The 26,338-nt window shown below is 65.7% G+C and carries 24 protein-coding genes; 8 read left to right on the top strand and 16 right to left on the bottom strand.

Going from position 1 to position 26,338, the window contains the following annotated elements; genetic code table 11:
* Positions 1-94 precede the first annotated feature (94 nt).
* Positions 95-1,063: a cation diffusion facilitator family transporter gene (locus tag AUL28_RS02060; protein WP_058633319.1), complete on the top strand. Its 969-nt coding sequence runs from the start codon at positions 95-97 to the stop codon at positions 1,061-1,063.
* A gap of 29 nt (positions 1,064-1,092) precedes the next feature.
* Here the strand turns inward: AUL28_RS02060 and AUL28_RS02055 are convergent, their stop codons facing one another.
* Both AUL28_RS02055 and trpS read right to left on the bottom strand, forming a co-directional pair.
* Entirely contained in the window at positions 1,093-1,584 is a 492-nt protein-coding gene (locus tag AUL28_RS02055; protein ID WP_058602034.1) for a universal stress protein, read from the bottom strand.
* Positions 1,585-1,828: 244 nt separating this feature from the next.
* On the bottom strand, positions 1,829-2,893 hold the full coding sequence (gene trpS / locus AUL28_RS02050) for a tryptophan--tRNA ligase (RefSeq protein ID WP_058633333.1): 1,065 nt from the start codon (positions 2,891-2,893) through the stop codon (positions 1,829-1,831).
* 195 nt (positions 2,894-3,088) lie between these two features.
* Here trpS and AUL28_RS22465 point away from each other — a divergent pair, with 195 nt between their 5' ends.
* Positions 3,089-3,730 carry a hypothetical protein gene (locus AUL28_RS22465; protein ID WP_156419859.1) on the top strand — a complete coding sequence of 214 codons (642 nt, stop codon included), beginning with the start codon at positions 3,089-3,091 and terminating at the stop codon, positions 3,728-3,730.
* On the opposite strand, the gene AUL28_RS23650 is transcribed toward AUL28_RS22465, so the two are convergent.
* From AUL28_RS23650 to mutS, 5 genes are all read right to left on the bottom strand, one after another.
* The gene (locus AUL28_RS23650; RefSeq protein ID WP_082640182.1) at positions 3,677-4,291 is read right to left on the bottom strand and encodes a biosynthetic peptidoglycan transglycosylase; all 615 of its coding nucleotides are present in this window, start codon (positions 4,289-4,291) and stop codon (positions 3,677-3,679) included. The two genes, AUL28_RS22465 and AUL28_RS23650, sit on opposite strands and share 54 nt — an antisense overlap.
* A 25-nt stretch (positions 4,292-4,316) precedes the next feature.
* Positions 4,317-5,918 carry a murein biosynthesis integral membrane protein MurJ gene (gene murJ / locus AUL28_RS02045; RefSeq protein WP_062230479.1) on the bottom strand — a complete coding sequence of 534 codons (1,602 nt, stop codon included), beginning with the start codon at positions 5,916-5,918 and terminating at the stop codon, positions 4,317-4,319.
* Positions 5,915-8,800 (bottom strand): [protein-PII] uridylyltransferase, encoded by a 2,886-nt coding sequence (locus AUL28_RS02040; protein ID WP_156419858.1) that lies wholly within the window; start codon positions 8,798-8,800, stop codon positions 5,915-5,917. The genes murJ and AUL28_RS02040 overlap by 4 nt, the downstream gene beginning before the upstream one ends.
* Positions 8,801-8,896: 96 nt before the next feature.
* Positions 8,897-9,742 (bottom strand): SDR family oxidoreductase, encoded by an 846-nt coding sequence (locus AUL28_RS02035; protein ID WP_062230478.1) that lies wholly within the window; start codon positions 9,740-9,742, stop codon positions 8,897-8,899.
* A gap of 305 nt (positions 9,743-10,047) precedes the next feature.
* Positions 10,048-12,756: a DNA mismatch repair protein MutS gene (gene mutS / locus AUL28_RS02030; protein ID WP_062230477.1), complete on the bottom strand. Its 2,709-nt coding sequence runs from the start codon at positions 12,754-12,756 to the stop codon at positions 10,048-10,050.
* A 497-nt stretch (positions 12,757-13,253) separates the two neighbouring features.
* Here mutS and AUL28_RS02025 point away from each other — a divergent pair, with 497 nt between their 5' ends.
* Complete coding sequence (locus tag AUL28_RS02025) at positions 13,254-13,544, top strand: DUF1236 domain-containing protein (protein ID WP_192843378.1); 291 nt, start codon at positions 13,254-13,256, stop codon at positions 13,542-13,544.
* A 260-nt stretch (positions 13,545-13,804) separates the two neighbouring features.
* Here the strand turns inward: AUL28_RS02025 and AUL28_RS02020 are convergent, their stop codons facing one another.
* The 6 genes from AUL28_RS02020 to AUL28_RS01995 form a co-directional block, all read right to left on the bottom strand.
* Entirely contained in the window at positions 13,805-14,467 is a 663-nt protein-coding gene (locus tag AUL28_RS02020) for an outer membrane protein (RefSeq protein WP_058635809.1), read from the bottom strand.
* 154 nt (positions 14,468-14,621) lie between these two features.
* Entirely contained in the window at positions 14,622-15,521 is a 900-nt protein-coding gene (locus AUL28_RS02015; protein WP_062230475.1) for a GNAT family N-acetyltransferase, read from the bottom strand.
* Positions 15,522-15,614: 93 nt separating this feature from the next.
* The gene (gene acuI, locus AUL28_RS02010; protein ID WP_062230474.1) at positions 15,615-16,628 is read right to left on the bottom strand and encodes an acrylyl-CoA reductase (NADPH); all 1,014 of its coding nucleotides are present in this window, start codon (positions 16,626-16,628) and stop codon (positions 15,615-15,617) included.
* Positions 16,629-16,651: 23 nt separating this feature from the next.
* The gene (gene lspA / locus AUL28_RS02005) at positions 16,652-17,152 is read right to left on the bottom strand and encodes a signal peptidase II (RefSeq protein WP_058602043.1); all 501 of its coding nucleotides are present in this window, start codon (positions 17,150-17,152) and stop codon (positions 16,652-16,654) included.
* Entirely contained in the window at positions 17,149-18,024 is an 876-nt protein-coding gene (locus tag AUL28_RS02000) for a TrmH family RNA methyltransferase (RefSeq protein WP_062221976.1), read from the bottom strand. The genes lspA and AUL28_RS02000 overlap by 4 nt, the downstream gene beginning before the upstream one ends.
* Positions 18,021-19,199 carry a class I SAM-dependent methyltransferase gene (locus AUL28_RS01995; protein ID WP_062230548.1) on the bottom strand — a complete coding sequence of 393 codons (1,179 nt, stop codon included), beginning with the start codon at positions 19,197-19,199 and terminating at the stop codon, positions 18,021-18,023. The genes AUL28_RS02000 and AUL28_RS01995 overlap by 4 nt, the downstream gene beginning before the upstream one ends.
* A gap of 151 nt (positions 19,200-19,350) precedes the next feature.
* Between AUL28_RS01995 and AUL28_RS01990 the strand changes: the two genes are divergently transcribed.
* On the top strand, positions 19,351-19,827 hold the full coding sequence (locus tag AUL28_RS01990) for a CoxG family protein (protein WP_062230473.1): 477 nt from the start codon (positions 19,351-19,353) through the stop codon (positions 19,825-19,827).
* A gap of 69 nt (positions 19,828-19,896) precedes the next feature.
* Here the strand turns inward: AUL28_RS01990 and AUL28_RS01985 are convergent, their stop codons facing one another.
* The 3 genes from AUL28_RS01985 to sppA form a co-directional block, all read right to left on the bottom strand.
* Positions 19,897-20,310, bottom strand: coding sequence for a LapA family protein (locus tag AUL28_RS01985; protein WP_058602046.1), 414 nt, complete (start codon positions 20,308-20,310; stop codon positions 19,897-19,899).
* Positions 20,311-20,578: 268 nt separating this feature from the next.
* Positions 20,579-20,860 carry an integration host factor subunit beta gene (locus AUL28_RS01980; RefSeq protein ID WP_058635804.1) on the bottom strand — a complete coding sequence of 94 codons (282 nt, stop codon included), beginning with the start codon at positions 20,858-20,860 and terminating at the stop codon, positions 20,579-20,581.
* 110 nt (positions 20,861-20,970) lie between these two features.
* Positions 20,971-21,975 (bottom strand): signal peptide peptidase SppA, encoded by a 1,005-nt coding sequence (sppA, locus tag AUL28_RS01975; protein ID WP_374701402.1) that lies wholly within the window; start codon positions 21,973-21,975, stop codon positions 20,971-20,973.
* A 228-nt stretch (positions 21,976-22,203) separates the two neighbouring features.
* Here sppA and lptC point away from each other — a divergent pair, with 228 nt between their 5' ends.
* From lptC to rpoN, 4 genes are all read left to right on the top strand, one after another.
* The gene (gene lptC / locus AUL28_RS01970; RefSeq protein WP_062230472.1) at positions 22,204-22,929 is read left to right on the top strand and encodes an LPS export ABC transporter periplasmic protein LptC; all 726 of its coding nucleotides are present in this window, start codon (positions 22,204-22,206) and stop codon (positions 22,927-22,929) included.
* On the top strand, positions 22,926-23,567 hold the full coding sequence (locus AUL28_RS01965; RefSeq protein WP_062230471.1) for an LptA/OstA family protein: 642 nt from the start codon (positions 22,926-22,928) through the stop codon (positions 23,565-23,567). Before lptC ends, AUL28_RS01965 begins: the two co-directional genes overlap by 4 nt.
* Positions 23,568-23,705: 138 nt before the next feature.
* A complete protein-coding gene (gene lptB / locus AUL28_RS01960; RefSeq protein WP_062230470.1) occupies positions 23,706-24,479 on the top strand; it encodes an LPS export ABC transporter ATP-binding protein in 774 nt (257 codons plus the stop codon).
* A 155-nt stretch (positions 24,480-24,634) separates the two neighbouring features.
* On the top strand, positions 24,635-26,134 hold the full coding sequence (gene rpoN / locus AUL28_RS01955) for an RNA polymerase factor sigma-54 (RefSeq protein ID WP_062230469.1): 1,500 nt from the start codon (positions 24,635-24,637) through the stop codon (positions 26,132-26,134).
* The last annotated feature ends 204 nt before the right edge of the window (positions 26,135-26,338 follow it).

Here is a 26,338-nt window from a genome sequence, read left to right as displayed (position 1 = left end):
CCGTCCACAGTTCCGCAGAAGAGAGACCGGCCGGACGCAACGATGCGGCCCTCTCGCCATTTCCGCCCTGCCTACAGTATCGAGGGGACAGGTCATGGCATCACATTCGGGGGCGCAGTCCGGAGGCTCGCAAAAGGTCATCTATGCCGCGCTCGCCGGAAATCTTCTGATCGCCATCACCAAATTCGTGGCGGCGGCCTATTCCGGCTCCTCGGCGATGGTCAGCGAGGGCGTCCATTCGCTGGTGGATACCGGCAACGAGGTCCTGCTTCTTTACGGCACGCGCCGCGCCGCCCGCCCGGCGGATCGCACGCACCCGCTCGGCCACGGGCGCGAGCTCTATTTCTGGACCTTCATCGTCGCGCTTCTGGTCTTCGCGCTGGGGGCCGGCGTCTCGATCTACGAGGGCATCTCGCACATGCTGGCCCCCGAGCCGATCGAGGACCCGACCATCACCTATGTCGTGCTCGGCCTGTCCTTCCTGTTCGAAGGCTTTTCCTGGGTCGTAGCGCTCAAGGAGTTTCGCGTTACCAAGGGCCGGCTCGGCTATATCGAGGCGGTGAAGCGCTCCAAGGACCCGACGACCTTCACCGTCCTGTTCGAGGACAGCGCGGCGCTGATCGGCCTGGCCATCGCCTTCGTCGGCATCTTTCTAGCGCAGGCGCTGGATAGGCCGGAACTCGACGGCGCGGCCTCGATCGGCATCGGCCTCGTTCTTGCCGCCACGGCCATTTTCCTAGCCCGCGAAAGCAAGGGGCTCCTCATCGGCGAAGCCGCCGCGCCCGCCACGCAGGCCGCGATCTTGGCGATCGCGGAGAGCGATCCCGGCGTACAGAGCGCCAATGGCGTCGTCACCGTGCATCTCGGCCCGACGCAGATCGTCGCGGCCCTCAGCGCCGAGTTCGAGGACGCCATGACCGCGCCCGAGATCGAGGCGAGCGTTCACCGCATCGAAGCGGCCATCCGCGCCGCGCATCCCGAGATCACGACTCTCTTCGTCAAGCCGCAGACGCACCGCACCTTCGCCGAGCGCGCCCGGCGTATCGAAGAGCAGAGCGACTGATCATCGCCGCTCCCCACCGGGCAAATCCGTCAGCAGAGGCTTTCGATTTCCTCGTCGCTCAAGGTCGCCGGCACGATCGTCACCGGAATCGGGAAGGCCGAGCCGGAGCCCGCCACCGCCGAGACCAGCGGCCCCGGTCCGTCCGAGGCATCGCTCGCCGCCAGAACCAGGATCGCGATTTCGCGGTCCGCCTCGATCAGCGTGCGGATTTCGTCCGCCGTCTTGCCCTCGCGCAGGATCGTCTCGGCCTCAATGCCGACCGCCGTGCGGATGTCCTCCGCCAGGCGAGACAGGCGCGTCTGCGCCTCTTCCTCGGCCTCGGCGCGCATGATGTCGCCGACGCCGAGCCATTGCGTGAAATCCGCCGCGTCAATCACATAGAGAAACACGACCGCGCCGCCGCTCGCCTTGGCGCGCCGCGCCGCATAGGCCGCCGCCCGCCCGCATTCGGGCGTCTCATCGACCACCGCCAGAAATTTGCGCCGCCCACCGGCGTCGCGCCCGAGTCGCTTGGATACCATGGCCGGACCATGCCAGCCTGCTTGGGCTCCGGCAAGCGGGTGGGTTGATGGCGGGGCTACCGCCCCGAACCCCGTCCGGGAAAGACTTCCCGGACCATTCCCTTCTTTTGGGACTTTTCCGAGATTGGGGAGGGCCGCTGGCCCTCCCCAATCTCGGACACATGCCAAACGAATGAGGGGTTCAGGGGAAATCATTTCCCCTGACGGGGGTGCGGGGGCAGCGCCCCCGCGTCGTCCTACCAGCTCAGCCCAAGAGGCCGAGGATGGACTTGACGTCGGCGAGCGTCCGGTCCGCGAGGGCGCGGGCGCGTTCGGCGCCATCCTTGAGGGTGCGGTCGATCTCGGCGGGGTCGGAGAGGACGCGGCGCATGTCGCCGGCGATGGGCGCGAGCTTGTCGACGGCGAGATCGGCGAGAGCCGGCTTGAACTCGGAGAAGGGCCGACCGCCGAATTCGGTGAGGATGTCGGCCTTCGAGCGACCGGAGAGCGCGGCATATATGCCGACGAGATTGTCGGCTTCGGGCCGCCCGGCGAGGCCGGCGGGTTCGGAGGGCAGCGCGTCCGGGTCGGTCTTGGCCTTGCGGATTTTCTTGGCGATGGTCTCGTCGTCGTCGGTGAGGTTGATGCGCGAGAGGTCGGAGGGGTCCGACTTCGACATTTTCTTGGAGCCGTCCTTGAGGCTCATGACGCGCGTCGCCGGCCCTTCGATCAGGGGCTCGGCCAGCGGGAAATAGCCGTTGACGGTTTCGTCGCCCATCGCCATGGGCACGCCGAGCCCCTTGGCCTCGATGCGGGCGGAGAAGTCGTGATTGAACTTGGTCGCGATGTCGCGGGTGAGTTCGAGATGCTGCTTCTGGTCGTCGCCGACGGGCACATGCGTCGCGCGGTAGAGAAGGATGTCGGCGGCCATGAGGCTGGGATAGGCGAGGAGTCCCAGCGAAGCGTTTTCGCGATCCTTGCCGGCCTTGTCCTTGAACTGGGTCATGCGCGTCATCCAGCCGATGCGCGCGACGCAGTTGAAGATCCAGGCAAGTTCCGAATGGCCGGGCACGGCCGCCTGATTGAAGACGATATGGCGCTTGGGGTCGATGCCGGCCGCGAGATAGGCGGCGGCGATCTCGCGCGTCTGCTGGGCGAGGTCGTCCTGCACGAGCTGCGCGGTCAGAGCATGAAGGTCCACGACGCAGAAGATGCAGTCCTGCGTGTCCTGCAAGGCGACGAACTTCTGGATGGCGCCGAGATAGTTCCCGAGATGGAGATTGCCGGTCGGCTGGATGCCGGAAAAGACGAGGGGCTTGAAATCGGCCATGGGGAAACTCCGAAAGCGGCGGCCCGGAGACGAACGCCGGTTGGCGCGCTTATGGCGAAGCGAAGCCCGCGCCGCAAGCGGGCTGAGCGGGAAGCGTCGCCATCTAAAAACCATGCATTCTTGAGAGTTCTATGTGCTAAATTATATCTCCCTGAGCGGCATTGCGTCTCCCTAGTTATCGAAAGGCCAGCGATCATGTCACTAATCAATGGTCTATGGGCGGCTTTTATTTTTTTAATGGGCTTAATCGTCACGAATATAGTAGCGAATGCTTGGCGTCGTAGAGGATGGTTATTCGAGCAGAAAATGACATATACGAAGGAAAGATATCTACGCCGCTCATCAATAATATCTTCTAGCTTTTCACTCATAGACGTTCGAATTACAGCAAGCAGGACTTATATAGGGGCGTTACGCGAGCTTAAAATGGAGAGTATATGTGACGAAAGAAAAATCTACAGATTAGTCGTCAACGAATGGCATTCAAAAATCCATTCCCTCATCACTGAAATGAAGGAGAGTTTTAGCTATCAACTAGCCTACAACTTTGACCATTATTTCCCCCCAGAATTTAGCAAGGTTGACTCACTTCTTGGAAACGCAAGACGGGACATCGAAGCATCCAAAGGAAACCATGAAATATACCTCAAAGAAGCAGTTCAAATATTAGATATCCTAAACGCCGAAGCGCGAAATATGTCAGCTGATATGCAACGCACTATGGAGAGAGATAAGACATACATTGAGCAACGTCCTGAAGTGACAATCGAAAATATCGAAATATTATCTCATACCTATCTTTTGAAAGCTCTCTTCCAACCCCGATCCAACGCTTAGAGCGTACTCGGCCCGCGCCAATACTTTAACAAACCATTCCTGGCTGGGCATACGAGGCCGAGGACTGACCAACATCGAAGCAACGAAAGCCGCATCTTTTCCGCTTAACTGCGACGGCGCACAATCAAATAAACTATCAGCTACAGAATAAACTCCACTTAGACCCGTCCCAAAATAAGCGATATCAAGATACGACCTTAGGACAGCATGCTTACTCACATGATATCTGAGCAACCTCGATATCAGCACCTCTCTCATTTTTCTTTTTAAAGTCCTTTCATATCTTCCGGTTACCGTCCTAACAAATTGCATATCTATGGTGCTTGCACCACCATGGCGCCTCAATGTACACGCGCGCCAAATTTCTCGTAGTACACTTTTTCGGTCTAATCCGTCATGCTGAAAAAAGCGCCTGTCCTCCAGAACGACGACATAGAACTCGATATCATTTAAAGTTTTCCGATCATCCCAAGCATAAACACATGATAGAACGCGATCCAACTCCAGATTCAATTCAATTAACCAACGCTTCAAGGAAGGTAACGTTAAAAGCGTACTCATAATTCAGCCCATACCAAATGTCATTTTATCGCCGCCGTAAAAGCAGCTTTTTTGCAACCCTCCTGTCAACAGCACCCGTTAAGATTGCCAAACTAAAATAGCTAATCATGGCGACCGCCACGATGGCGAGGATCGCGAGTCCCTGCGTCAGCGCGCCGGTGCCGCTGGCGAGATAAGGCGCGAGGCGCTCCAGGAGGAACCAAACCACGCCGCCCATCGCCCCGGCGGACAGGATCACCAGCACGGAGCGCTTCACCAGCGCCATGTCCACATGCCAAAGGCCCTGACGGCGCAGGCCTTCGAACAGGAGCCACGCGTTGAGCCAGCCGGCCAGCGTGGTGGCGAGCGCGATGCCCTGCTCGGCATAGAACCAGAAGAGCACGAAGGAGAGGACGGTGTTGGCGGCGGCCGAAATGCCCGTCACGATCATCGGAACGCGCGTGTTCTCGCGCGCGAAATAGCCGGGCGAGAAGACCTTGATCAGCACGAAGGCCGGCAGGCCGAGGGCGTAGAGGCCGAGCACGGCGGCGACCTGGTGCGTCGTCTCCGGCAGGAAGGCTCCGCGCTCGTAGATGAGGCGGATGATCGGCTCCGGCATGACATACAGCGCGATCGCAGCCGGGACGGTGAGGAACAGCGCGAATTCGAGCGAGCGGTTCTGCGTGTGCTGTGCTTCCTCGGCGCGGCCGGCCTTCAAGGCGCGCGCGAGTTCGGGCAGGAGCACGACGCCGATGGCGACGCCCACCATGCCGAGCGGCAGCTGATAGGGCCGGTCGGCATATTGCAGGATCGACACCGCGCCCGGCTTGTAGGAGGCAATGGCTTGGCCCACGAAGAGGTTGATCTGCGTGATGCCGCCGATCAGGGCGGCCGGGCCGGCGAGGATCAGAAGCCGCTTGAGCGCGGGCGTCCAGCGCGGGCGCTTGAGCGCCACGGAAAAGCCGGCCATGCGCATGGCGACCGTCACCATCAGAAGCTGCGCGACGCCGGCAAACAGGACGCCCCAGCTCATCAGGAAGCCGATCGTCTGCTGGTCGGACCCGTTCCACCAGCACCAGGCGAGAACGCCGATCAGCGCGAAGTTCAGGATGGTGGGCGCGGCGGCGGCGGCGAAGAAGCGGCGGAAGGCGTTCAGAATCCCCGACACCATCGCCATCAGCGACATGCAGGCGAGATAGGGGAACATGATGCGCGAGAAGGCGATGGTGATCGCGTAGCGGTCCTCGCAGGAAATCTGCTGGCCGAGCGTCTGCGGATCGTCGATGCAGGCGGCAAGACCGGGCGCGATGATCGTCTTCACCAGCGCGGGCATGAAGACCATGGCCGCGACCGTGACAACCAGAAGCACGGTGAAGAGCGTCGAGAAGATTTCGGTCGCGAAGCGCTTGGCCCCCTCCTCGCCCTCTTCTTCCAGCGAGCGCGCGAAAAGCGGAATGAAGGCGGCGTTGAACGCCCCTTCCGCGAAGAGGCGGCGGAACAGGTTGGGAAAGCGGAAGGCGAGGTTGAACGCGTCCGCCACCGGCCCGACGCCGAGCGCCGAGGCCATCATCATTTCGCGGGTGAAACCGAAGACGCGGGAAATCAGCGTCGCGCCACCAACCGTGGCGAACTTCTTCAATAGGCTCAAGAGACGATTCCGAAGGCGACCGGAGAGGGTTTGGCGGTGGCGGAGGAGAGTTCGCCCTCCGGGCTGTCGAACACGGCGAGAAGCCGGCGGCGGATGCGCTCGGCTCGGCCCTCGCCGATGATCTTGAGGCCCAGAAGATCGGTGACGTAGAAGACGTCCACCACCTTTTCGCCGAATGTGGTGATGTGGGCGGAGCGGATGTCGAGCGAGAGATCGGAGATCGCGCCGGTCAGATCGGCGAGAAGCCCCGGCCGGTCCAGCCCTTCGACCTCCACCACCGTCAGGCGGTTCGACAGATCGTTGCGCACCTCGACGCGCGGCGCGACCGCGAAGGACTGGGTGGAGCGCGTCGGGCGGCGGCGCGCCAGAAGCGCGGGGATGGCCTCGCGCCCGCCCAGCAGCGCCTCCACCGTCTTGGCGATGCGATCGGCGCGGCGCAGCTCGTCGGCATCCTCGGCGAAGTCGCGCGTGATGGTGACGATGTCGAGCGCGCGCCCGTCGGTCATGGTGAAGATCTGCGCGTCGGCGATGTTGGCGCCGGCCGCAGCGCACGAGCCCGCGATCAGCGAGAGAAGGCGCGGATGGTCGGGCGCCAGAACCGTGATCTCGGTGACGCCCCGGAACTTGTCGGTGCGCGCGACGGTGGCGAGACTCTGGCCCTTTTCGTCGGCGGCATCGATGAACTCGGCATGGCGCACCTGATCGTCCAGCGGCACGGTCAGCATGTAATTGTCGTAATGCTGCTCGACGCGGGCCGCGCGGCGCTCCTCCGGCCAGTCCTTCAGCCGCTCGGCCAATTCGCGACGGGCAAAATCGGCGCGCTGGCGGCGCGAGGATTCGGAATAGCCGCCCGTTAGAAGCAGCTCGGTTTCCGCATAGAGCGTGCGGATGAGCTGGCCCTTCCAGTTGTTCCACACGCCGGGGCCGACCGCGCGAATGTCGCAGACGGTCAGGATGGTCAGAAGCTTCAGCCGATCCAGCGTCTGCACCCGCTCGGCGAAGTCGCGGATCGTCTTGCGGTCGGTCAGGTCGCGCTGCTGCGCGGTCATCGAGAGAACGAGATGCTCCTGCACCAGCCAGGCGACGAGTTCGGTCTCGCGCTCGTCCAGCCCGAGGCGCGGGCAAAGCTCCTCGGCAATGGCCGCGCCGGCGACCGAGTGATCCTCCGGCCGGCCCTTGGCGATGTCGTGCAGAAGCAGCGCGACATAAAGGGGGACGCGGTCGCGGATCGTCTCCACGAAGCCGCTCGTCATGGGCAGTTCGCTGGCGAGTTCCCCATGTTCGAGGCGCGACATGCCGGCGACGGTGCGCAGCAAGTGCTCGTCCACCGTGTAGGAATGATACATGTTGAACTGCATCATCGACACGATCTTGCCGAACTCGGGGATGAAGCGGCCGAGAACGCCCGCCTCGTTCATCCGCCGCAGATGCAGTTCGGGATTGTTGCGATCCGTCAGCACGTCCAGAAACAGGCTGTTGGCTTCCGGGTTGGCGCGCAGCGCCCCGTCCACCAAGCGCAACGAGCGGCGCACGAGCTTCAGCGCGTCGGGGTGGTATTCGAGATCGTGCGCGGCGGCGAGCTTGAACAGACGCAGGAGATTGACCGGGTCGTCGGTGAAGACGTTGCGGTTGGCCACCGTGATGCGGTTGTTGTCGATCAGAAAGGCGAGCGTGCCGGGAATCTGCCGGGTGCGGCGGCGGAAGGAGCGCACGAAGCCGCGGAAGCCCGGCGCGTCCTTGGCATTTTCCTCTTCCAGCGCGGCGCAGAAAATGCCGGTGAGATCGCCCACATCCTTGGCGATCAGGAAGTAGTGCTTCATGAAGCGCTCGACATCCGTCAGCCCAGGATGGGTGTTGTAGCCGAGCCGCGAGGCGATCTCGCGCTGGAGGTCGAAGGAGAGGCGCTCTTCCGGCTTGCCGGTCAGGAAGTGCATGTGGCAGCGCACGGCCCAGAGGAAATCCTCGGCCTTCTCGAACAGGCGCACCTCGCGCCGCGAGAAGATGCCGGCCGCCACCAGTTCCTCTCGCGTATCGACGCGGTAATGATCCTTGGCGATCCAGAAGAGCGTGTGAAGGTCGCGGAGCCCGCCTTTACCCTCTTTCACATTGGGCTCGACCAGATAGCGCGTGTCGCCCGTCTTGCGGTGGCGCACATCACGCTCGGCGAGCTTGGCGGCGATAAAGGCGCGGCCCGTGCCGGCCGTTACCTCCGCGTCGAACCGGCGGCCGAGATCGGTGAAGAGAGCCTCCTCGCCGCAGATCAGCCGGCGCTCCAGAAGCGCGGTGCGGATGGTGAAATCCTCGGCCGACAGGCGCACGCATTCCTCGACCGAGCGCGTGGCGTGGCCGACCTTCAGCCCGAGATCCCAGAGGAGATAGAGAAGATATTCGGCGACCTGCTCGCCCAGGGCCGTCTGCTTGTAAGGCAGAAGGAACAGAAGATCGATGTCGGAGCCCGGCGCCAGCGTCCCGCGCCCATAGCCGCCGACGGCGCAGATCGCCATGCGCTCGCCGCTGGAGAGATTGGGCGAGCCGAACACATGATGCAGCGCGAAATCATGGACGGCGCGGATCAGCTCGTCCTGAAGATGCGAGATGCGGGCCGCGCAAAGAAGTCCGCCGCCATCCTCGAAGAGGAGACGCTCGGCGGCCTTTCGCCCTTCGCTGTTAACGCGCTTGAGCAGCGCCAGCAGCCCGTTGCGCGTATCCGAGCCGGAAGCATCGCCCCCGGCTGGAATCAGCGCGGCCATGGCATCGCGCAGCGCCTTGCCATCCACGATCTCGCCCAGCCGCAGATCGGCTTGCGACGCGACGACCTGCCGGGCTTGCGCCGGCTGGCCGCCGGACCGTTCGCGGCGGGACAGGGTCGTTTGGGCGGTCATGGCACTGCCTTCTGATCGGGTGGTTGCCGCTATAGTGCATTTCCCGATCTGTCAAAAGCTTAACCGCCCGGAGCGCCTCGTCCGGCGTGGGCGTCTTCAGGCGCCGACGATGGTGCCCCCGTTCGGGTGCATGACCTGGCCCGTGAAATAGGAGCCGTCCTCCGAAGCCAGGAAGAGCAGCGCGGAGGCGACCTCGTTGGGCTGGCCGGCGCGCTTCATCGGCACCTGGGAGCCGAAGCTTGCGACCTTTTCCTCGTCCATCGACATGGGGATGAAGGGCGTCCAGATCGGGCCGGGCGCGACGCCGTTCACGCGGATGCCCTTTTCCACGAGATTGGAGGCCATGGAGCGCGTGAAGGCCGTGATCGCGCCCTTGGTCGAGGAATAGTCGATCAGCGTCGTGTTGCCCTTGTAGGAGTTCACCGACGTGACGTTCACGATCGCCGAACCGGAGTTCAGATGGTCGAGCGCGGCCTGCGTCATGTAGAAATAGCCGTAGATATTGGTCTCGAAGGTCTTGGCGAGTTGCTCTTCGGAGATATCGCGGACGTCTTCGGCTTCTTCCTGATGGGCGGCATTGTTGACGAGAATGTCGAGCTTGCCGAACTCCGCCGCAGCCTTGTCCACGGCCTGTTTGCAGAAGCTCTTGGAGCGGACATCGCCCCGGATCAGCAGCGCTTTCTGCCCTTCGCGCTCGATCAGCGCCTTGGTTTCCTCGGCGTCCTGGTCCTCTTCGAGATAGACGATCGCGACATCGGCGCCCTCGCGCGCGAAGAGAACGGCGGTGGCGCGGCCGATGCCGGAATCGCCGCCCGTGATGATGGCGCTCTTGCCCTTCAACCGGCCCGATCCGGGAAAGCGCGGCTCGTAGTCCGGGCGAGGATTCATCTCGTGCTCGCGGCCGGGTTCCTGATCCTGATGCTGGGCGGGGAAATTCGACATGGAGGCTGGTCCCTTCTCGCACGCCGGCTGCAGCCGGCTCATGAAAGGGGAAGAGACGCGGAAGCCCATGCGTTCCCGCATGGCGGCCGACCGAGCCCTCGCTTCGGTGAGCCGGCTACAGGTCTGCGGTGGAAGCGCCGCCGCTAAGAACCGGGGACAGAACCATTCGGCGGAGGGCGAGCGAGGGATTGTTTCTGTCGGCGAGGCGCCGGGCGCAGGCCATGCAGCGCATGGACGAGCACCGGCAACGATGCCCGGCGGGAACAAGACCCGGTCGATCGACCCGAAGGGTTCTGTCCCCGGTTCTAAGCCTTGGGCGAGCGCGGCAGCAGCGCCTTCAGCCGATACAGCGCCTCCAGCGCCTCGCGCGGGCTCATCGCGTCCGGGTCCACCTCGCTGAGCGCCTTCAAGGCCGAGGGCACTTCGGGCTCGGCTGGCTTGCGGTTCAGCGCGGCGAAGAGCGGGAGATCGTCGATAAAGGCCGTGCGCTTTTCGCCCTGCTCGCTCTTTTCCAACTGGGTCAGAACCTGCCGCGCGCGCTCCAGAACGGCAGGGGGCAGGCCGGCGAGCCGCGCCACCTGAATGCCATAGGAGCGGTCGGCGACGCCGGCCGTCACCTCATGCAGGAAGATGACCTCGCCTTCCCATTCCTTGACGCGCACGGTGACATTGGCGAGGCGTTTGAGCCGCGCGGCCAGCGCCGTCATTTCGTGGAAATGCGTCGCGAAGAGCGCGCGGCAGCGGTTCACTTCGTGCAGATGCTCCACGGCGGCAAAGGCGATGGACAACCCGTCATAGGTTGCGGTGCCCCGCCCGATCTCGTCCAGCACCACGAGCGTCCTTTCGCTCGCCTGATTGAGGATCGCGGCGGTTTCCACCATCTCGACCATGAAGGTCGAGCGCCCTTCCGCCAGATCGTCGGACGCGCCGACGCGGCTGAACAGGCGGTCCACCACGCCGATATGCGCCTCAGTCGCCGGCACGAAGGAGCCGATCTGCGCGAGCACGGCGATCAGCGCGTTCTGGCGCAGGAAGGTGGATTTGCCGCCCATGTTCGGCCCGGTGATCAGCCAGATCGCCCCGGCCTCGCGCTTGGTCCCCGTGCCGGCCGGCGGCGAGAGATCGCAATCGTTCGCCACGAACTGCCCGCCTCCCGCCGCCTTCAAGGCCGCTTCCACCACGGGATGACGCCCGCATTCGACCCGGAAGGCGAGGCTGGCATCCACCAGCGGCCGCACCCAGTTGCCCGACAGCGCGAGTTCGGCGAGCGCCGCCGTCGCGTCGATCAGCGCCAGCGCAGCGGAGGCCGCGCGAAGCGCATCCGTTGCGGCCAGAACCTCGGCCCGCATCCGATCGAACAGGGTGAGTTCGATGCGCAGCGCCTCGGCCGCGCTCTGGGCGATGCGCGTTTCCAGATCGCACAGCTCCACCGTGGTGAAGCGCATGGCGGAGGCGAGCGTCTGACGATGGGAAAAGCCGCTGCCCTGCTCCAAGAGCGCCGCGCCATGGGCTTCGGGCACTTCCACGAAATAGCCGAGCACATTGTTGTGCCGGATCTTCAGCGAGCGCACGCCCGTTTCCGTACAATAGCGCCCCTGGAGATTGGCCACGACCTGCCGCGAATGATCGCGCAGCGCCAGCGCCTCGTCCAGCGCCGCATCGGCCCCTTCGCGCACGAAGCCGCCGTCCCGCCTTTGCAGGGGCAACTCGTCGCGCAAGGTGGCGCGTAAGGCGAAGCGCAGATCCTGCGGCAGCGCGGATATGGCGCGGCCGGCCTCCATTAGCTCCCAGCTGAAATCGCCTTCTTGGAGAAGCTCGCCGATCAGGCTCGCGCGCTCCAGACCTTCGGACACCGCGCCGAGATCACGCGGCCCGCCCCGGTCGAGCGCGAGGCGCGACAGCGCGCGCTCGGTGTCGGGCATTCCCTTCAGCGCGGCGCGCAGCTCGCCGCGAAGCTCCGGGTCATCCAGAAGCGCGGCGACGCTGTCCTGCCGGCGCGCGATCGCCTGCGGATCGGTCAGCGGCCAGGCGAGGCGGCTCGCCAGCAGCCGCGAGCCAGCGCCCGTCACGCAGCGGTCGATCGTGGCGAGAAGCGAGCCCTGCCGCTTGCCCGAGACGGTGCGCGAGAGTTCGAGGCTCGCGCGCGTCGCGGGGTCGATCACCATGAAGGAGCCGGCTTCGACCCGCTCCGGCCGCTCCAAAGGCGGGCGGGCTTTCAGCTGCGTGCGCTCCAGATAGGAGAGAAGCGCCGCGCCCGCCGAGAGTTCGGCCCGGCCGAACGCGCCGAACCCGTCCAGCGTCGAGACCTCGAAAAAGCTCTGCAGACGCTCGGCGGCGGTCGCCGCGTCGAACAGGCTGGCAGGCTCGAAGCGCACGCGCCGGCCGAGGCGGCGTAGAAGCGGCTGCAAGGCTTCGTCCTCGCGCAGGGCGTCGGCCACCACGAGTTCGGCTGGCTCCAGCGCCACGACATCGGCAAAGATGCGATCAGCGGCCGAGGGCGCGATGCGAAACTGCCCGGTGGACAGGTCGGTCCAGCCGAGCGCGAAGGACCCGCCCTCCCCGCCGAGGCGCGCGAGCGCTGCGAGGAAGTTCGGCCGGCCGGGCTCCAGCAGCGTTTCCTCGGTGATCGTGCCGGGCGTCACGAGGCGCACGACCTCGCGCTTGACGACGGATTTCGCGCCGCGCTTCTTGGCCTCGGCCGGGTCTTCCACCTGCTCGCAGACGGCGACGCGGTACCCTTGCGCGATCAGCTTCTCCAGATAATCGTCCGAGGAGACGACCGGCACGCCGGCCATCGGAATATCGGCGCCCTCGTGCTTGCCGCGCCGGGTCAGCGTGATGCCGAGCGCGCGTGAGGCCTCCACCGCGTCGTCGAAGAACAGCTCGTAGAAATCGCCCATGCGGTAGAACAGGAGGCAGTCGGCATGGCGCGACTTGATCTCCAGAAACTGCGCCATCATCGGCGTCGGCGCGCCGCCATCGCCTTTCGCTTCCGTCCCGCGCATCTCGGGCATAGGTTCACCCTCCGCCTTCGAGGCGGCAGCAGGGACGGCGGGGGCAGGTCGGATCATGTCCAGCATCCGCTGATCGTATCGGTTTTCATAAGGGGGAGGAAAGTCACGCAGCCACCATGGCGGCGCTTGCACCCGGTATCCACAAGCCGCGCGCGGACGCCGACCTCATATGAGGGCCTAAGCAACGGCGGCTGCACGAGACGCGCCCCTCTCCAAAGCCTATACCGCACCGCAAGGGGGGCAATGACGAAAGAAGCGCCAGCCATGCCATGGAACTGCGCGTCGGCACCCAGCCTCCGCTCCTTTCCAGCATGAGATCAGCCCTCCGACAGGAACCCAGGCCATTCAGCGCCCGTTCAGCGCCGAACCCTTATTTTCATTGAAGCGATCGGCCTACCCTCTTGGCGCGTTGGCATCTGGGGCGGTGAGGCCTATGATGCACCGCAAGGTAGCGCGGACGATGCGCTACGCGAACAGTTTTGGAAACGGGAATGACCATGACACGGAACGGAGCCCGCCTTGCGGGAATGCTGGTGGCCCTTGGCCTTGCCGCCGCTCCGCTGACCGCCCTTGCGCAAGACAAGATGCCGGTGAACGCCCATCAATATGCCGTCGACCATCCCGTGCCCGACGTGACGCTGCGCCTCGCGCCGACGCTGGGTGCCTCGGTACCTGCGCAGGTGCAACTCGCCACCATCGAGGGCACGAAGGATTTCGGCTATTTCTACTATGACGGCCGCCCGGTGCTGGTCGACATGGCGACCCGCTCCATCGTGCGGATCGACTGAACGCTTCGGGCTTCGCAGGGGTCGGCCTCTTCAGGGCCGGCTTCTCGAAGCCTTGCGGCGGCGCGGCGCGCCCGGTGCCGCGCCCTTCGCTTCTTTACGGCCAAATGTCATCGCGTTCGCCCCCACCGCGCGCAACGAACGTGTGGCTTGCGTTCCTGTCACAGCGGCCGTTCAGGACGCGCCCGCTCCTTTTTGAGGCGGCCCACCTCCACCGCCATACCGTTTCACATGCTGCCGGATCGCCCTGCCCTATGCAGCGTCTACTGCGCGCCGAAACGGAAGCTCGCGCCGAGGACGAACTGGTTGGTCACGATGTCGGTTTTCAGCGAGCCGCCGCCCGTCAGGTCGGCGTCGTGGTGGCTGTAAGCCAGCTTGACTTCGCCGAAGACGGACAAGAAATCCGTGAGCGCGACATCCGCGCCGGCCAGCGCCTGAACCGCCGGCCCGGTCACCTGATATTCGAAGGTGCGCGGGCCGCCGACTTCCTGATACTCGACATGCGGAATGGCGATGCCGGCCCCGAGGCCCGCATAGGGCGTGACGCGGCCCATGAGCGGATCGGCGCGATAGAGCGCGTTCACCGTCAACAGGTTGAGCCCGTCGGTGAATTCCAGAACCTTCACGCCCGCCGGCAACGGATCGGCCGCGACCTTGGCATGGGCGTAATCCAGAGCGACGCCCCAATGCGGCTGGCCGAGATCGTTCAGCCAGGCCGTGCCGCGCACGCCGTAATAGGGCGCGCCGCTTTCGAAGGTGCGCCCATCCCATTCGACATCGAGCGACCGGGTGGACGGCCCGCGTTCGACATCCACCGTACTGTCGAACGAGGAGTTATAACCGCCATAGGCCGAGATGACATATTCGGCCCGCGCCCCGCCGATCGCGGCCATGGATATCAGGCAAGCCAGGAGGCAGCGGCGCATCGACAATGTCCTTCCCCGAGGATCAACGCGGCAGAAGCCGCGTTCGCTGGAAAAGGAGCTACCGGAGCCCGGTGACAGGCGTGTTACAGACCGGCTCGAGAGATTGGCGACGGCGTACTTTGAGGCACGCGCTTTGAAGTCCGCGTCCAGGATGTCAGGCGGCGGAGCGCGTTCCCTCGGTGTCGAAATGCTGGACGTAACGCGCCTTGATGTTTTTGACGGGCATGATCACGAGCACGTCCGTCGTGCCGAACTGGTGATCCACCACCGCGTCCAGGCCGACATAGCCGCCGATGCGCAGATAACCCTTGAGGAGCGGCGGCAGGCTGGCCAGCGCGCGCTTGGGATCGAGGCAGGAGACGGAGCCGGCAACCCGCGCTCGGCGTCCGGCCACGGCCGACACACGCCAGTCTTCCGGCGGGGGCGCGTTCTCGCGCAGAAAGGCGAGCGGCGCTTCGAGCGCGGTGAGGTCGGTACCGCTCAAGGAAGCGCAGCCGAAGAGCACGTCGATCCGGTGCTGCTTCACATAGGCCCAGATACCCTGCCAGAGCAGTTCCACCGTGCGCTTGCCGCGATAGCTCTTGAGAACGCAGGAGCGGCCGAGTTCGAGGAAGCGCGCACCTGGATGCCGGCTAATCAGCCCGTCGATCTCGAATTCGCCGGCAGTGTAGAAGCCCCCGGCTAGAGCCGCCTTGTCCTGCTGAAGAAGACGATAGGTGCCGACGATCCGCGAGCCCGCCGGGCGCGTCGTGTCGATCACGAGCAGATGGTCGCAGAACTTGTCGAAGACATCGCGGTCGCGCCGCGTCATCCGCTGGAAGGCGGAGGGCTTGGCGTTCATTTCTTCGTAGAACACGTGGTAGCGGAGCTGCTGCGCTTCGCGCAGTTCGGCGCGCGAGCGCGCCAGCCGCACCTCCAGCTCGCACAGGCGGCCGAGAACCGGCGCCAGCGGATCGAAGGGCGCGGGACGCCCGAGCTTGATGCGAACGCCGATCGGCTGCTTGAGCCTGATAGGCTGGGCCTGCGTCATGTCGATACGCTTGAAAGCACCCATATGATCGACCTCCGGGCCTTGCTTCTGCCAAGAATTGACATAAGCCGTACTCGCGACCCTTTCATGACGTAAACCATAAACCAAAGCAAACGGTCATATGACAGTGGCCGCCGCCACGTCCGACACCACGACGCGCCCGCGCACGTGGCCTGCCAGCAGACGCTGCGCGGTGGGCACGATGTCGGCAAAGCCGATGGGGCTGGTGAGACTCGACTGCGCGGCAGTGTCGAGGTCTTCGACCAGACGAGCCCAGGCGCGGCGGCGCTCCGCCTGCGGCGCATAGACGGAATCGACACCCAGGAGCGCGACGCCGCGCAGGATGAAGGGCGCGACGCTAGCCGGCAAATCCATGCCGCTCGCCAGACCGCAGGCCGCCATTGCCCCGTCCCGCATCGTCTGCGAGAGGACGTTGGCAAGTGTGTGGGAACCGACGCAATCGACGCCCGCTGCCCAGCGCTCCTTGCCGAGCGGCTTGCCCGGCGCGGACAAGTCCGCCCGCTCCAGAATCTCGGCCGCACCCAGCCCGCGCAGCCAATCCGCCTCGCCCGGCCGCCCCGTCACCGCCACGACATGCCAGCCACGCTTCGCCAGAAGCGCCACCGCGATCGAGCCGACACCACCGGCCGCGCCCGTGACCACCGCCGGCCCGCGCTCGGGCGAGAGGCCGAAGCGCTCCAACGCGAGCACGCAGAGCGCCGCCGTATAGCCGGCTGTCCCAATGGCCATGGCCTCGTTGGGAGAGAAGCGATCGGGGAGCGGTACCAGCCATTCGGCCTTGACGCGGGCGAGGCCCGCATAGGCGCCCCAATGGGTTTCGCCGAGCCCGTAGCCATTGAGAAGAACCTGATCGCCCTCGCGCCAGAGCGGCGAGCGCGAGGCGCGAACCGTGCCGGCGAGATCGATACCCGGCACCATGGGCCAGCGGCGCACCACGGGCGAGCGCCCCGTGAGCGCCAGCGCGTCCTTGTAGTTGATGGTGGTGGCCTCGACGGCGACATCGACATCGCCGTCCATCAGGTCGGAAGCCGAGAGAGTCACGTTCTCGACCAGGGTTTGCCCGCCCTCGCCTTGGGTCAGACGGATCGCCCGAAACCTGTCATTCCCCATGCGCTTTCCCTCCCGAATGTGCGTCAGCCCTTGTCCTGAGCCGGCATCTCGCCCGACGTCTTGGGTCGGCGGCCGACCAGAAACTCGTCGATCAGGATCAGCGCCGCGCCGATCGTGATGAAACTGTCGGCGAGGTTGAAGACCGCGAAGCTCCAGACCGGCGTGTGGAAATAGATATAGTCCACGACATAGCCAAGGCTCACCCGGTCGATCAGATTGCCGACGGCACCGCCCGCAATCAGCGCGAAGCCCCAATGGGTGAGCCGGCGCGAAGCCGGCGTATTCCACCAGAGCCAGACCACGAAGCCGAGCACCAGGGCCGAGATGACAGCGAGCCCGAGATCGTGGAATCCGTCCAACATCGAGAAGGCGATGCCCTCGTTGCGCGCATGCAGCAGCGCCAGAAAGGGCAGGATCTCGATGGCCTCTCCCAGCCCCATGGTGCGCACGACGAGGAGCTTCACGATCTGGTCGATCGCGGCAAACGACACGACCAGCGCCGCGCTACTCAGAAGCCGCGTCACAGCTTGAGGCTCCCGCGCCGCGCCTCGAAGATCATGAGGCCCGTGGCGACCGCGAGATTGAGACTGTCAGCCCGGCCGACCTGGGGAATGCGCACCAGCGTCTCGCAGGCCCCGGCCATCGTCTCCGACAGGCCGCTCTGTTCGTTGCCCATCAGAAGCAGGGTCGGGCGCTTGCCATAGGGCGGCTCGCGATAATCCACCGCGCCCTTCATATGGGTGCCGACCACCAGACCCTTGAACGTGCCGCGCCAGCGCAGAAACTCCGCTTCGCTGAGGCGCACGATCGGCACGGCGAAGATCGAGCCCATCGTGGCGCGCACGGCTTCCAGCGAGAAGGGATCGACACTTTCGCCCACCAGGATCACGCCCTTGGCCCCGGCCGCATCCGCCGTGCGCAGGATCGTGCCGAGATTACCGGGATCGCGCACCCGGTCGAGCGCCACCAGAAGCCCGTCCTTGCCCGCGTCGAGTTCGTCCGTGCGATAGAGGCGCTGGCGGAAGATGCCGATGGCGCTTTGCGGATTGTCGCGCCGGGCGATGGCCGCCAGAACCTTGTCGCTCGCTTCCAGAACGTCGGCCCCGAGCGAGACGGTGCGCGCGGCGGCCTTTTGCAGAAGCTCGGAGTGAAGCTGCGTCTTGGCGGCCACCAGCGTCTCGATGCGCCAGCCCGCGTCCAGCGCGTCGAGAACGAGCTTCAGCCCCTCGGCCAGAAAGAGACCCGTTTCCTCGCGATGCTTCTTCAGCGCGAGATTGCGGATGTCCTTCACGATCGGGTTGGAAACGCTCGTAACCTCCTTGACCCGGCCGGGCGCGACCGTGTCGGGCCGGCGCGCGGACGGGGCGGAAGAATTGGCGTCGCGGTCACGGCTCAAGCGGATACCCATCTGGAAAAGAGCGAGGTGGAAAGAAGACGGGCATCCTCGCCCGCCTCGCGAATCACGAGTTCGCCCGATTCCACCGCGCCGCCAAGGCCCCGGCATTGTTCGCCCATGAGGGCCGACAGCGAATAGAAGGACGAACGAATGGAATAGGCTGTCAGCACCAGCGCCAAGGGGTTCGCCGACAGGAGCTTGCGCATCAGCATCAGGAGATAGGGCAGATCCTCGAAAATCTGCCAGACCTCGCCCTTCGGCCCCCGGCCGAATTTCGGCGGGTCGAGAAGGATGATGTCATAGGTCGCGCCGCGCTTCACCTCGCGCTCGGCATAGCGCACGGCATCTTCGCAGATCCAGCGGATCGGCTTGTCGGCGACGCCAGCGATCTCGGCATTTTCCCGCGCCCAGCCGATGGCGCGCTTGGAGGCGTCGACATGCGTGACATCGGCCCCCGCGCGCGCCGCCAGAAGCGAGGCGAGGCCCGTATAGCCGAAGAGGTTCAGGACGCGCACCGGCCGCCCCGCCCCTTCGATCAGGTCGGTCATGAAGCGCCAGTGGACGGCCTGTTCGGGAAAGACGCCGACATGGCGGAAGGAGGTGAAGCGGCCGAGATAGGCGAGCCCATCCTGGCGCATGGGCCAGGTCTCGCCCAGCGCCTCGCGCGGGAAACGCCAGCGGCCGGTGCCCTCTTCGTCCGTGTCGCCGGTGAAGATCGCGTCGGCCCCGTCCCAATCGGCCGCGTCGGTGCGGCGGGGCCAGATCGCCTGATTCTCCGGCCGGCGGATGGTGAGCGGCCCGTAACGCTCCAGCTTTTCGCCGTCGCCCGAATCCAGAAGCGCGTAGTCCGCGCCAGGCTCGACCGTGAGGATCACCGGGGCGCGGAAGGCCGGGCGCGCGCCAGCCGGCCATTCCACGGCCGGGCGATCGCGTCGCCCTTCGCGGCCGAGTTCGTCGGTGGAAAGGCGTGGGCGCTCGGCCTCCTCGGGCGCGGCGCGCGGGCGCTCGGCCGGCTCGGGCCGCTTGGGAGCGGCGCGATGCTCGGCGCGCTCGGCCTCGGCTCCGTCGCGGCGGCCGGGCCGGCGCGGCTCACTATGGCCGGGGCCAATATCGGGGCTCGCGGGCCGGCCGGGCCGCTTGGGCGCGCCGGGCCGGGATGTCCTGTTCTTCGTCATCGGCGGCTCATAGCGCATGGAGGCGTTTTGGAGCAAACGTCCCGAACGGTGAAACGCGTCTCGCCGCTTGGCAAGCACCGAGACCGGCGTATTCTTTCTGAATTGCCGCAGCCTTCGCATCCGACAAGGCGCGGCCCATGGGAGGACGAGGATGGATCTGAAGGGTGAATACCGACTGGCCGCGCCGCGCGAGAAGGTCTGGGCCTTGCTGAACGACCCCGAGACCCTCAAAAGCTGCATTCCCGGCTGCCAAAGCCTGGAAATGACCGGCGAGAACGAGATGTCGGCCACCGTGGTGGCCAAGGTCGGCCCGGTCAAGGCGACCTTCAACGGCATGGTGCGGCTCGAGAATATCGATGCGCCGCGCAGCTATTCCATTGTGGGCGAAGGCAAGGGCGGCATCGCAGGCTTCGCCTCGGGCGGGGCCGATGTGTCGCTGGAGGAGGACGGCGAGGACACGGTCCTGCACTACGAGGTAGACGCCAAGGTCGGCGGCAAGATCGCCCAGCTCGGCGGGCGGCTGGTGGATTCCACCGCCAAGAAATTCGCCCATCAGTTCTTCGACTGTTTCGCCGCGCGCGTCGCCGGCGACACGGCGGCGGAAGTCTCCGAACCGGCCGGGGCCTAATCGCCCCTCGATCAGGCAAAAAAAAGAGGCGGATCGCTCCGCCTCTTTTTCGTGGAAGGATGAGAAAGCTCAGGCCGCGACGGAGGGGCCGGCCAGTGCGCGCGCGCCGTGCCCCTGCGTCGGGGCGGCGAGAGCGGGGCCTTGCGCGGCGGCCAGTTCGCGGTCGCGCTCTTCGCGCAGGCGGCGCATCCGCTCGTTCGAAAGCTCCAGCTCGTGGCGCAGATTCTCGATCTCGCGGCGGCGGTTGGCCGCCTTGGTGCGGTGATGGCCCTGCGACATCCAGGTGCCGAAACCGCCGAGCAGGAGGCCAACAATCAACGAGCACAGGAGCAGAACGAAGAGCGGCGCCTGGAAGGCGAATTGCGGCATGGTGCCGATCGGGTCGAACGACACGTCGATCGCCTCGCGATTGGCGACGCAGAACACCACGAGCAGGACCGCCAGCGGCGCGAGGATGAGGAAAGAAATTATCTTCAGGATCATCGAATGGCCACTTCGAACCTTGGAATACGCCCAGAGAGAATGGTGCGCCGCACCGAACCGGCAAGCTGTCCCATCGGAATGAGGCATACGAGGGAAGAGGTCAATCCGCCTCGCGACAGGTCTTGAATCTTCCGCCACGATCCGAGGCCGGCATCCACGCCGGAAGGGTGACAACGCTCCCCGCCGACGCCTGCCGCCGATCAAACATGTTGGCCATCATGGCAGCATAGGTCGGGGGAACGAGCCAAGCCCGTTGCGCCCGGCTCGATCAGTCGACGTTCAGCCGCTCGCGCAGTTCCTTGCCGGTCTTGAAGAAGGGCACCCACTTCTCCTCGACCTCCACCGACTCGCCGGTGCGCGGGTTGCGGCCGGCGCGCGGCGGGCGATTCTTGACCGAGAACGCGCCGAAGCCGCGCAGCTCCACGCGGTTGCCTTCGCAGAGCGCCTGCGTGATCTCGTCGAAGATCGCGTTCACGATGGTCTCGACGTCCCGCTGGTAGAGATGCGGGTTGCGGCTGGCGATGATCTGGACGAGTTCGGATTTGATCAACGCGATATCCTCGGGCGTCGGGTCGGGCGTGAGTCTTGGATAAAGACACGGAGGCCGCCCTTCAAGCCCTTGTTTTCCAATTGCAAAGCGGCATCACTCGCGGCCCAGCGTCAAGGCGTCGAAGGTTGCCAAAGCGACACCATGCCGTCAAGGTGCCCGCTCGCCTTGCCGAGTGCGCCGATGAGATCGGCCGGCGCGGCATCGAAGCCGAGAAGCCCCCAGAAGGCCGAGCGCGCCGCGCCGAACAGGCCCCAGCCGTCCTTTTCGGGCTCGCGATCCTCGATCTTCAGCCCGGCCGGCACGCCGCGCTCGCTCTCGAACCAGCGACGGATTTCGCGCTCGCCGCCGAGCGCATCCACCAGCTTGTTCTGAAGCCCCTGCTCGCCGGTGAAGACGGAGCCGTCCGCCAGCCGCCGCGCTTCTTCTTCCGGCAGGGCGCGGCGCTCCGCGACGAGCCAGACGAACCAGTCATAGGAATTGTTGACGAGCCTTGCGATCATCTCGCGCGCGCCGGGGGCGGCCGGCGCGAAGGGCGAAGGCTCGGCTTTCAGCGGTGAGGATTTCACCGCGTTCACCTCGACACCGATCCGCCCGAGCAGGACGGAGGCATCCACATATTGGAAGATCACGCCGATCGAGCCGACGATGGAGGAATGATGCGCGACGACCCGGTCCGTCGCCATGGCCACCATGTAGCCGGCGGAGGCGGCCAGCGTGCCGACCTCGGCCGCCACCGGCTTGACGGCGGCGAGATCCCGGATGGCGTGATAGAGCGTTTCGCCGCCCACCGTGGTGCCGCCGGGCGAGTTCACGCGGATGATGACGGCCCGAACGTTCGGATCGGTCTTCAACTTTTCGAGAAGTTCCAACCTGTCGCGATCCTCGGTGATGAGGCCGGCGACCTCCACGCGGGCGATCTCAGGCGCGGCGGTGGCGACGGTCGCGCCGGGCCGCCAACCGCCGGCAATTGTCAGCGCGAGCACGGCCAGAATCACCGCCAGCACGGCAAGAACCCGCCAGAAACCCAGCTTGCGGCGCAAGCGCCGCCGATCGATCAGGCTGTCCGCATTCATGATCCGCCAGTGCTCCTTGCCGGGCGGATCGAGGCCCGCCATATCGGGCAAGCGATAGAACGCGGCGCGGGCGCTGCCAAGCGGGCGGCCCATTCGGGGGAGCGGAGGCGCGATCGTCCCGGGCGCATCGACACAGCCCGGCCTTCGCTTAACCACGCAAAAACCCCATATCACTTATAGATACGACACGATACGTTGATTGACCGCAGAAGGCATCCGACCGATCCGGGTTCGGAGGCTCTTCCGCGACAGGCGAGGAATCGAATTCCATTGCAGGCTCGCATCGATTCGACACAGTTCGCGCAGGATCCGCGCCATGCCGCGCTCGCCAGTCGCACGAACCCGAAGGGGGACGAGCGGCGCGAGCGTGAGTTCCGGCGCGCGCGCCGCCATTCGCGCTGGGTGCGCTGGCTCAAGATCGGCCTTCCCACGGTCGCGACCGTGATCGTGCTGGCGGGCCTCGGCGTGACCTGGCTGGCGCGCGTCGTGCCGGGCGATCTGGCCTTTGCGTCCACCTCGATCCAGGACGGACGCCTCGTCATGTCCGACCCGCGCATGTCGGGCGTCGACGGGCGCGACCGTCCCTATTCCATGCTGGCCAACCGGGCCATTCAGACCTTGGGCGGCTCGGGCGTCGATCTGGAAGGCGTGCGCGCCGACCTGACGGTGGACGACAATACCAAGGCCCAGCTTCAAGCCGCCAAGGGCCATTACGACACGCGCACGCAGATGCTCCGGCTTTACGACGACATCACCGTGGAAACGACGAGCGGCATCCGCATCAAGCTGGCGAGCGCCGACGTTTCGCTTCAGGATGGGCAACTGACCGGCAAGGGACCCGTGAACATCGCGACCCCGAATCAGACCCTCGAAGCGGGCAGCGTCGTGATCGTCCAGCGCGGCCACGAGGTTTCGTTTCGGGACCGCGTGAAACTGACCCTCCTGCCCACCGCCAACAACGGGGCGACGCCCCCATCCAGCGAGCCCAGACCATGATCCCGACCCATCGCTCCCGCGCCATGCTTCTGGCTTTGGCCGGCTCGCTCGCACTCTCAGGCGCGGCGCTGGCCCAGAGCCAGTCGCAAGGCTTCGGCAATTCGTTCGGTGGGCTTCAGGTCCAGGGCGACCAGCCGGTCGCGATCGAATCCAACCAGCTCGACGTCGATGACGGCAAGTCGGTCGCGACCTTTTCGGGCGATGTCAGCGTCCAGCAGGGCGCGACCTCGATGACCGCCGAGAAGCTGGTGGTTCATTACGTGCGCAAGCAGGACGGGGCGAACGGCAAGGCAGCCAAAGCCGAGCCGGCCGCCGCGCGCTCCAACATGCCGGGCGGCTCTGACGATATTTCCAAGCTGGAAGCGCTCGGCAAGGTCACGATCAAATCCGCCGATCAGGTCGCCACGGCCGACCGGGCCGATTTCGACATGGCGACCCAGGTCGCGGTCCTCCGGGGCAATGTGGTGCTCAGCCAAGGCAAGAACGTCGCCACGGGCTGCATTCTGAACATCAAGATGGATACGGGCGTCGCCCGCCTTCAGAGCCGCGACTGTGGCGGCGCGCCGGGCGCCGCCGCGGGTCGCGTGCGCATGCTCCTGTCGCCGGGTGCGGGACAGCAGCCGGGCGCGAGCCGCTAAGGCGCGCGAAAGCTGCCCGGCCGGTCCGCGATCGGCTGTCGCGCCACGCGGCACCGCTCGCCGTCAAATCGCCGCTCGCGGGCCGAACAGTGCTTCGGCCCGCGAGCGCCCTCCCTGCCTTGATCTGGACGCCCCTCCTTGCTCGATCCCAACGCCCCCTCCTCCCACCCCCCCTTGCGTCACCCTTCGGAGGGAACGCTGGTGGCGCGCGGCATCACCAAGACCTATCGCGGCCGGCGTGTCGTGGATTCGGTGGATGTGGCGGTACGGCGCGGCGAGGCGGTGGGTCTTCTCGGCCCCAACGGCGCGGGCAAGACGACCTGCTTCTACATGATCACCGGGCTCGTGCCGGTGGATGGTGGGCGCATCGAGCTGGACGGGCACGACATCACGCAAATGCCCATGTATCGCCGCGCGCGGCTCGGCATCGGCTATCTTCCGCAGGAAGCCTCGATCTTTCGCGGCCTGTCGGTGGAGGACAACGTCCGCGCCGTTCTGGAGATGGTGGAGCCCGACAAGGCGGAGCGCGAGCGCCAGCTCACCGCGCTTCTGGAGGAGTTTCGCATCGCGCACCTGCGCAAGCAGCCTTCCACGGCGCTGTCGGGCGGCGAGCGTCGGCGCTGCGAAATCGCCCGCGCGCTGGCGTCGCGCCCGACCTTCATGCTTCTGGACGAGCCCTTCGCGGGCGTCGATCCAATTGCGGTGGCGGACATTCAGGAGCTCGTCCGGCATCTGACGCGCCGGGGCATCGGCGTGCTCGTGACCGACCACAATGTGCGCGAAACGCTGGGCCTGATCGACCGCGCCTATATCATGCATGCCGGCGCGGTGCTGACCCATGGCGCGCCGCAGGAGATCGTCGAGGACGCCGACGTGCGCCGCATCTATCTCGGCGAGCAGTTTACCTACTGAGCGTGTGATCGCCTCCCACCCTTGACAAGCAAGTTGCGGACCAGTTTCCTGACGCGAGCATGAGGGGCCGTCCGCTGGTCGATCCAGAGAGGTCGGACCACCCCATCGCCGGCCTGCCGCGCCGGCCGTTTCGGTATCCAAGGAGGGCTGGAGGCATGAATCTGTCTGTGAACCTCCAGATGCGTCAAAGCCAGTCCCTGGTGATGACGCCGCAGCTTCTCCAGTCGATCCGGCTTCTCCAGTTTCAACATGCCGAGCTTCAGGCCTTTCTGGAACGGGAGGCCGAGGCCAATCCGCTGATCGAGGTCGAGGCCGGAACGGCGCAAAGCGCCCCGGAGGGCGGCGACGCCCCCGATGACCTCGCTCCCCTGCCGCAGGGAGCCGATCTGGCGCCGCTGACCGGCACGCGCGACGATGGCGAGGTTTTCGCGGACGCCGCCGAGCGCATCGGCGACAATGCCGATGCCGCGCGGGACGATCTCTCCTTTTCGGGCGAAGGGCTGGTCTTGTCCGGCTTCGCGGCAGAGGACGACGGCATCGAGCGCATCGGCGAAGGGGTTGGGTCCCTGCGCGACCATGCGCTGGGCGAAATACACGATACGTTCGGCAACACCACTGAACGTGCGCTGGCGGAAACGCTCTTCGCCGAGTTGACGGAGGCCGGCTATCTCGCGGCCGACCCGACCGAGCGCGCCGCCGAGCTGGGCGTAGCGCTCGAGGCAGCCGAGGCGCTTCTCGCGCGGCTTCAGGCTTCCGCCGAACCGGCCGGGCTGTTTGCGCGCGATCTGGCCGAGTGCCTCGCCATTCAGCTTCGTCGGCGTGGGCGCTTCGACCCGGTGATCGCCTGCGTGCTCGCGCATCTGCCGCTTCTGGCCCGGCGCGACTTCGCCGCGCTCGCTCGGCTGACGGGCGAGAACGAAGCCGATGTCGCCGAGATGCTGAGCGAAATCCGCACGCTCGACCCGCGCCCCGGCGCGGGGCTGGGCGAGCCCGAAGCCGTGCCCGTCACGCCCGACATCGTGGTGCGCGAGGACGCCGAGACCGGCCTTTGGCAGGCCGAGCTGAACGCCGCCGCCTTTCCACGCCTCGTTCTGCGCGCGCCCGACAGCATCGCGCCCGCTGGCGCATTCCGCGCCGGTGAGCGCGGCTTCCTGACCCAATGCCAGCAATCGGCCAGCTGGCTGCAGCGTTCGCTGGAGCAGCGCGCCCGCACCATCCAGAAAGTCGCCGGCGAAATCCTGCGCCGTCAGGACGGGTTCATGGCCGAGGGCGTCGCGGGTCTGCGCCCCATGACGCTGATGGACATTGCCGAGGCGCTGGGCCTGCACGAATCGACGGTCAGCCGCGTCACCTCCGGTAAGTTCATGGCGACGCCGCGCGGCACGTTCGAAATGAAATTTTTCTTTACCGTCGCGATCGCCGCGTCGGGCGGAGGAGACGCCCATTCGGCCGAAAGCGTGAAGCTGCGAATCGGCCGCATGATCGCCTCCGAAACCGTCGATCATGTCCTGTCGGACGATGACATCGCCGCCCAGTTGCGGGAAGACGGCATCGAACTCGCCCGCCGCACCGTCGCCAAATATCGCGAGGCCCTCGGCCTTCCGTCGTCGGTTCAGCGCCGACGCGAACTCAACGCCAGACGCCTCGCGGGCTGACCGCGATCCTCCGTCGAGCCAGAGCATGATCGGCGCATGGCGAGCCAGAACCGCAGGGTTTCCCTGTACGGTTCGACAGGTCCTCAAGCGTCATGTCGGGGGAATTTGGAGCGAAGTCTGATCCTGTTTCCGGCGCAGATCAAGTCTTTCGCTCCGCTCCGTTTTGCGCTGGAATATGACGGTTCCGAGTGGCCGGAACCAAAG

This window comes from Aureimonas sp. N4 (assembly GCF_001463925.1).
Taxonomy (GTDB): Bacteria; Pseudomonadota; Alphaproteobacteria; order Rhizobiales; family Rhizobiaceae; genus Aureimonas; species Aureimonas ureilytica_A.
The sequence above is the reverse complement of the archived record's forward strand: the minus strand, read 5'-3'. Positions and strand labels throughout refer to the sequence as shown.

What these genes read in the sequence shown, in the direction of transcription:
- AUL28_RS01985 (WP_058602046.1), bottom strand. Translation starts at nt 20,310, where the DNA reads ATGATCCTGAAGATAATTTCTTTCCTCATCCTCGCGCCGCTGGCGGTC.
- AUL28_RS02060 (WP_058633319.1), top strand. Translation starts at nt 95, where the DNA reads ATGGCATCACATTCGGGGGCGCAGTCCGGAGGCTCGCAAAAGGTCATC.
- AUL28_RS02025 (WP_192843378.1), top strand. Translation starts at nt 13,254, where the DNA reads ATGACACGGAACGGAGCCCGCCTTGCGGGAATGCTGGTGGCCCTTGGC.
- mutS (WP_062230477.1), bottom strand. Translation starts at nt 12,756, where the DNA reads ATGCCCGAGATGCGCGGGACGGAAGCGAAAGGCGATGGCGGCGCGCCG.
- AUL28_RS01965 (WP_062230471.1), top strand. Translation starts at nt 22,926, where the DNA reads ATGATCCCGACCCATCGCTCCCGCGCCATGCTTCTGGCTTTGGCCGGC.
- trpS (WP_058633333.1), bottom strand. Translation starts at nt 2,893, where the DNA reads ATGGCCGATTTCAAGCCCCTCGTCTTTTCCGGCATCCAGCCGACCGGC.
- AUL28_RS02020 (WP_058635809.1), bottom strand. Translation starts at nt 14,467, where the DNA reads ATGCGCCGCTGCCTCCTGGCTTGCCTGATATCCATGGCCGCGATCGGC.
- AUL28_RS02015 (WP_062230475.1), bottom strand. Translation starts at nt 15,521, where the DNA reads ATGGGTGCTTTCAAGCGTATCGACATGACGCAGGCCCAGCCTATCAGG.
- AUL28_RS23650 (WP_082640182.1), bottom strand. Translation starts at nt 4,291, where the DNA reads ATGAGTACGCTTTTAACGTTACCTTCCTTGAAGCGTTGGTTAATTGAA.
- acuI (WP_062230474.1), bottom strand. Translation starts at nt 16,628, where the DNA reads ATGGGGAATGACAGGTTTCGGGCGATCCGTCTGACCCAAGGCGAGGGC.
- AUL28_RS01995 (WP_062230548.1), bottom strand. Translation starts at nt 19,199, where the DNA reads ATGACGAAGAACAGGACATCCCGGCCCGGCGCGCCCAAGCGGCCCGGC.
- AUL28_RS02040 (WP_156419858.1), bottom strand. Translation starts at nt 8,800, where the DNA reads ATGACCGCCCAAACGACCCTGTCCCGCCGCGAACGGTCCGGCGGCCAG.
- sppA (WP_374701402.1), bottom strand. Translation starts at nt 21,975, where the DNA reads ATGGCGGGCCTCGATCCGCCCGGCAAGGAGCACTGGCGGATCATGAAT.
- AUL28_RS22465 (WP_156419859.1), top strand. Translation starts at nt 3,089, where the DNA reads ATGTCACTAATCAATGGTCTATGGGCGGCTTTTATTTTTTTAATGGGC.
- AUL28_RS02055 (WP_058602034.1), bottom strand. Translation starts at nt 1,584, where the DNA reads ATGGTATCCAAGCGACTCGGGCGCGACGCCGGTGGGCGGCGCAAATTT.
- rpoN (WP_062230469.1), top strand. Translation starts at nt 24,635, where the DNA reads ATGAATCTGTCTGTGAACCTCCAGATGCGTCAAAGCCAGTCCCTGGTG.
- AUL28_RS01990 (WP_062230473.1), top strand. Translation starts at nt 19,351, where the DNA reads ATGGATCTGAAGGGTGAATACCGACTGGCCGCGCCGCGCGAGAAGGTC.
- AUL28_RS02035 (WP_062230478.1), bottom strand. Translation starts at nt 9,742, where the DNA reads ATGTCGAATTTCCCCGCCCAGCATCAGGATCAGGAACCCGGCCGCGAG.